The following is a 5,086-nucleotide window of genomic DNA, read 5'->3' as shown; positions in this document are numbered from 1 at the left end:
CGACCGGGCGGTGGGGGTGCGGGCGGGGTACCGATCGTGGCAGCAGGTACGCTACGGGAGCGTTAACTAGATCAATTGAGAATCACAACTACCACCGGCCCGGCCGGGGTTGGGTCACGCCCCGGCGTCCCAAGCGGGAGCCAGTCTCCCCGGACAGTGACCCGAGCCGTGCTGCCTGACGCCGCGTAATTCCTGGTCCCCGCGCGCGAAGAGGCGGCGGCGCACGGCGCGTATCAGGCGCTCGAAATAGGCAAAAATACCAGCACCACTGGTCCGGTGGCGTTGGTCGGCCATGCCTTCGCCCCAGATCACACCCACAGTAAAATCCCCCTTTCAAAGGGATTCAGCGGCATGGTCGGCCGCCAGGCGAGTCGGCCGCCTAGGGGTCGGCCTACGGGCATGTCCGGTAACCCCCCCAGAACCCAAGACCGCCCGCAGCGCTACCGTGCGGGGTAGCCCGGGGGGAAATAACCGGGCAACTGTACGTAGCGCGGTGATCACTGTAGCGCTATCGAGTGTGGTTGTCTACAGGACCCTACAACCCTACAACGACCGACGAAGGCCTGGTCATGAGCGGTATGCAGCACGCGCAGCCGACGGAGATCCACCAGTATGTGCAGCTTGCCAGCTGGCTTCGGGAAGAGATCGTCAGCGGCCGGATATCACTCGGGTCGAAGCTCCCGGGCGAGGAGACACTGAAGCGCAGCTTCGGCGTCGACCGCTCGGTTGTGCGCCGTGCCATGCAGTTGCTGCGTGAGGAGGGGCTAATCGTGACCCGGCATGGTGTCGGATCCTTCGTCGCGGCGGTCCCGCAACTGAAGGTCGCCGTCGTCCGCCCCGGCGACCAGGTGGCAGCGCGCATGCCAGACGACGCCGAGCGAGGGAAGCTGGGCTCGCTCAGCCCTGGCATCCCGGTCCTGGTCATAACCCGCGCTCACGGAGGCGACCCCGAGGTCTATAGCGCCGCGGTGACCGTGCTGCACGTCGAGCGGTGACGGCGCCGCGGCGGTGCCGCCTGCAGTACCCTTAACGACGCGGGGCTATAGCTCAGCTGGAAGAGCGTCTGGTTTGCATCCAGAAGGCCAGGGGTTCGAGTCCCCTTAGCTCCACAGGCCAGCGGCCACTTGCGATCTTGAAGGCCGCAAAGCCGAGCCAAACCAAGAGCCACAGCGGTGCTGCTGTCCGAGGTACGACGACTGCTGCGCGCCGTGGGCACGGCGAAGGTTTCCGTCTATCGGGATGCCGCGGCACCCCGGTCGGTGCGATCTCGCTCGGCTGGACGCCCGGACGGCAAGCGGATCCGCCGTCTCGCTCGATCTCCACTGGCCGTACTGACCTCGGCGGATGGACGCCGTGCGTCCGCGCTAGGCCTCGGCGCCTCCTCCGTCTCCCCCCGTCCCGCTGCGGCTCGTGCACAAATCGGCCTCCTGACCAGCGCGGATGAACAGGAGGCAGCGCCTTTGACCCGTCGGAATGGGCGAGCTGTCCGGTGCTGTCTATGCACGCCTACGGTCTGGTGAGTCGTTCCACAGGTGTCGCCTGTCATCTACCGCTGACCACCGGCTTGGCAGCAGTTGGCAGCCAGCCACGGTCACGGCGGAAGAGCAGCAAAGTGACACCAGCTGGCGCGGCGAAACCGATGAGATCTTGACTTAGCCTGAGTGGCCAGGCGTAGTCACCAGGCAGCACGGCCGCCGATCGTGCCTGGCTCCGAGTGCGGTCGCCCTGAGCAGCACGGGCGCAGGTCAAGCTCACGAAGCGCGGCTAGAGTACCGGCCCCTACTTCACCACCTTGAGGGTCTTCCGGGTGGAGGCCGCGCCGGTGAAGTCACTGCTGCCGGAGTAGACGGCGACCAGGGTGCGGGTGCCGACGGGGAGCTTCCTGGCGGCCAGGGCGCAGCTGCCCCGGCCGGAGGCGAGGGTGATGGTGCAGACCGTGACCTTGCCGGACTTGACGGTGACCTTCCCGGCCGGCATTCCGGCGTACTGGCCGGTGACCCTGACGGTCAGCCGCTCGGACCGCTCCTGGCCGTAGATCACCCTGGCCGCCGACAGCGACAGCGTGACCTTCGCGGCTGCCCTGGCCACGGTCAGCGTGCGCGCAGCGGAGGTCGACGGGGCGAGGCCGGTGCTGCCGCCGTAGGAGGCGGTCAGGTGCCAGGTCCCGGCGGGCAGCCTCGTCGCGGCCACCGTGCAGCTGGCCTGCCCGGCGGAAAGCTCGACGCTGCCGCAGACAACCGCCGTCCCGGCGTTGACCGTGACGGTGCCGGACGGGGTCTCGCCGGCGGCCGCGGAGACCGTGATCGTCACCCGCTCGGTCTGCTCCTTGCCGTAGGTCACCTTGGCGGCCGGCAGGCCCAGGACGCTGCTCGTCGGGGGCTTTTCCGACACGACGAACGCCAGTTGGGCGCTGCCGGCTTCCCCGTACGTGCCGCCTGCGGCGCAGTTGCCTGCCGACCCGCACGACACCGCAATGAGGTCGCCGTCGGCGGCGCCCGATACTTCCTGTGCCGTGCCCCAGGAGCCGCTGGTCTCGTCCAGCACGAACGGCGCCGAGGCGCCGTCGCCGCCTACGGCACAGTTACCGGTCGACGGGCACGACACCGAAAACGCCCAAGCGTCGGTTGTTCCCGGTATCTGCTGAGCAGTGCCCCAGGAGCCGCCGAACTCTTCCGCCATGATCGCCGTGGAGGACCCGCCATTTTCGATATCGCCGACCGCTACGCAGTTGCCGGCCGACCCGCACGACACCGAATTGAAGGCGGAGCCGGTTTCGTAGCTTCCGCCTGGGATCGGGGGGACGGTGCCCGGCAACAGCTTCGCGGTGCCCCAGGTACCGGCGGTCTCGTCCACCACGAACGCCTGCGAGACCACGCCAAGGCTGCCTGCCGAAAGGTGGCCGACAGTCCCGGTTGCCGTGCAGTTGCCGGCCGACGGGCACGACACCGCATCGACGCCGGCCGCCCCGTTATCGACTTCGAGGGCGGCCGACCCCGGCACCTGCTGCGCTGTGCCCCAGGACCCGTTGACCTCATCCACGACGAACGCCTGCGTACCACTGCCGGCGGCGTAGTACGAGCCGCCGGTCGCGCAGTTGCCCGCCGACGCGCACGACACCGAACCGACCGTGACGGACCCGCCGGGCAGTCCCGGCACGTCCTCCGCGGTGCCCCAGATACCGCCGGTCTCATCCACCACGAACGCCTGCTTTTCGGACGAGCCTATGTACGTGCCGACGGCGGCGCAGTTGCCCGCCGACGGGCACGACACTGAACTGACGGAGGCCCCCCCGCCGTCGGCCCCCCCGCCGTGGTTGAGGGCGGCCAGTCCCGGCACCTCCTCCGCGGTGGCCCAGGACCCGTTGATCTCGTCCACAACGAAAGCCTGCTCGTCGTCGGCGGAATCCGCGTACTCGCCCCCGGCGGCGCAGTTGCCCGCGGCCCCGCATGACAGCGCGTTGATCCCGGACTTGATCCCGAACAGGTCCCCGTCCCACACGCCAGTGCTGAGGGCGGCCAGTCCCGGCACCTCCTCCGCGGTGCCCCAGGACCGGCCAGACTCGTCGGCTACGAAAGCCTGCTCGTCGTCGGCGGAATCTACGTACACCCCCCCGGCGGCGCAGTTGCCCGCGACCCCGCATGACAGCGCGTTGATCCCGGACGTGAACCCGTACGACAGGGAACCGGTGCTGAGGGCTGCTAGTCCCGGCACTTGCTGCGCCGAACCCCAGGTGCCGGCGGCGGGCACGGTCGCGCCCGCCGGCAGGGCGGTCATGGCCAGCACGGCGCAGCAGGCAGCCGCCAGCGTCACCACGCTGAGCACAACAGGTGAGAATCTGCCCAACAAAGACCATCTCCGTCGCAGAGTTTAAGAAAAGCCGCTGTGATCGCCACGACGACCAGCCGACCCGGACCGTCCCATTTACCCGGACGCGGCAACCGCCGACCCGGTTTACACCGATTTGCCAGACAGCCGACGATGCCCGCGATCACCGCGGGGCCCACCCACTGCGCGGGCTCGCACCCCGCCTGCCCCGACGGGCCGACGGCAGGGAAGAACAGTCGATATCCGGCGGCGCAAAACCGGAAGGTCACAGCCGGCCGCCCAGCCCGGATTCCCATTCGGCGGTGCCGCCTTGATCTATAAGCGGCTCGACTCGGCAACGCGGCAGGGGTGCGAGGGTGCGAGGTGCAGGCGTGGCCCTTGGCAGCACGCTCTTTGCCCAGTGGCCTGGAGGCGTCGGCAGAAGGACTTGTGATGATGCCGGGGATACCAAGCCCGAGCGCCACGAGTCCCGGTGCCGAGCCTGGAAGGACGGCCCCAAAGAGCCGAACAAAGAGCCAACAGAGTCCGACTCTGAGCGATCTCCACCGACAGTGCGAGGCCATTTTCGCTGGTAAAACGCACAGCAAGCGACGTCAGCCGATGTCGAAATACGCAAAATATGGTTTGCATCCAGAAGGCCAGGGGTTCGAGTCCCCTTAGCTCCACAGGCCAGAGACCACCATTTGCGATCTTGGTGGCCACCGCGGAGAGCCAAAGCACAGCCAAGTCGCCAGCACGTCTTTTCGTCTATCTCGGCTATCTAGCCGGGTACCTTATGGCCCGTTGCTACCGATCTGCCAGCCACCGGTACAGCGCCCAGATGCCGGCGCACGGCAGGTAGATGTAGGCCATGAAGACGGCGAACAGCCAGAATACCGCGCAGACGAGCACGGCCAGCCACTCGAGCAGGACCGCGACGAAGACGATCACCATGGCCAGGGCTTGCTCCCACAGGAACCCGGCGTAGCTGTGCGCGCGGACGCGGCCCAGCGGCGTGTGATTGACCGGCCATACCAGCGCGGAATTGACGGCGCGCGGCACGAACGTCTCGGCGTGCCAGAGCCATCTGGCCGGGGTGAACAGCACCTCAAACCAGTGCTCGTGCAGCAGCACGGTGAGCATGTGCCCGAAGTTCACGCCATCTTCACCCCTTCTCCCGTGATGATCGTACAATGAGGCGGCTAAACAGGGCACGGCATATTCAGTCGCTGTCCGGCGATGTACCAGGAAGCCATTTGTGTCCGAAGCCATGCGGTAGTTT

General features: G+C 67.7%; 3 protein-coding genes and 2 tRNA genes. 3 read left to right on the top strand and 2 right to left on the bottom strand.

What is annotated here, in order from left to right; all coding sequences use genetic code 11:
- Window positions 1-569 precede the first annotated feature (569 nt).
- On the top strand, window positions 570-995 hold the full coding sequence (locus Q1N79_RS09060; RefSeq protein ID WP_300606739.1) for a GntR family transcriptional regulator: 426 nt from the start codon (window positions 570-572) through the stop codon (window positions 993-995).
- Window positions 996-1,036: 41 nt separating this feature from the next.
- Window positions 1,037-1,109, top strand: a tRNA-Ala gene (locus Q1N79_RS09055).
- Window positions 1,110-1,779: 670 nt separating this feature from the next.
- Here Q1N79_RS09055 and Q1N79_RS09050 read toward each other — a convergent pair.
- Window positions 1,780-3,810: an Ig-like domain-containing protein gene (locus Q1N79_RS09050; protein WP_300606736.1), complete on the bottom strand. Its 2,031-nt coding sequence runs from the start codon at window positions 3,808-3,810 to the stop codon at window positions 1,780-1,782.
- A gap of 570 nt (window positions 3,811-4,380) precedes the next feature.
- Between Q1N79_RS09050 and Q1N79_RS09045 the strand changes: the two genes are divergently transcribed.
- Window positions 4,381-4,490 (top strand) — tRNA-Ala (locus Q1N79_RS09045).
- Between the two features lie 121 nt (window positions 4,491-4,611).
- On the opposite strand, the gene Q1N79_RS09040 is transcribed toward Q1N79_RS09045, so the two are convergent.
- On the bottom strand, window positions 4,612-4,962 hold the full coding sequence (locus Q1N79_RS09040; RefSeq protein ID WP_300606734.1) for a hypothetical protein: 351 nt from the start codon (window positions 4,960-4,962) through the stop codon (window positions 4,612-4,614).
- Window positions 4,963-5,086: the final 124 nt, after the last annotated feature.

Origin of the sequence: Trebonia sp. (assembly GCF_030042015.1) — a bacterium.
In the GTDB taxonomy this organism is placed as follows: Bacteria; Actinomycetota; Actinomycetes; order Streptosporangiales; family Streptosporangiaceae; genus Trebonia.
The sequence above is the reverse complement of the archived record's forward strand: the minus strand, read 5'-3'. Positions and strand labels throughout refer to the sequence as shown.

Excerpts from the sequence above, each read along its gene's own strand:
- Q1N79_RS09060 (WP_300606739.1), top strand. The coding sequence starts at position 570 with ATGAGCGGTATGCAGCACGCGCAGCCGACGGAGATCCACCAGTATGTG.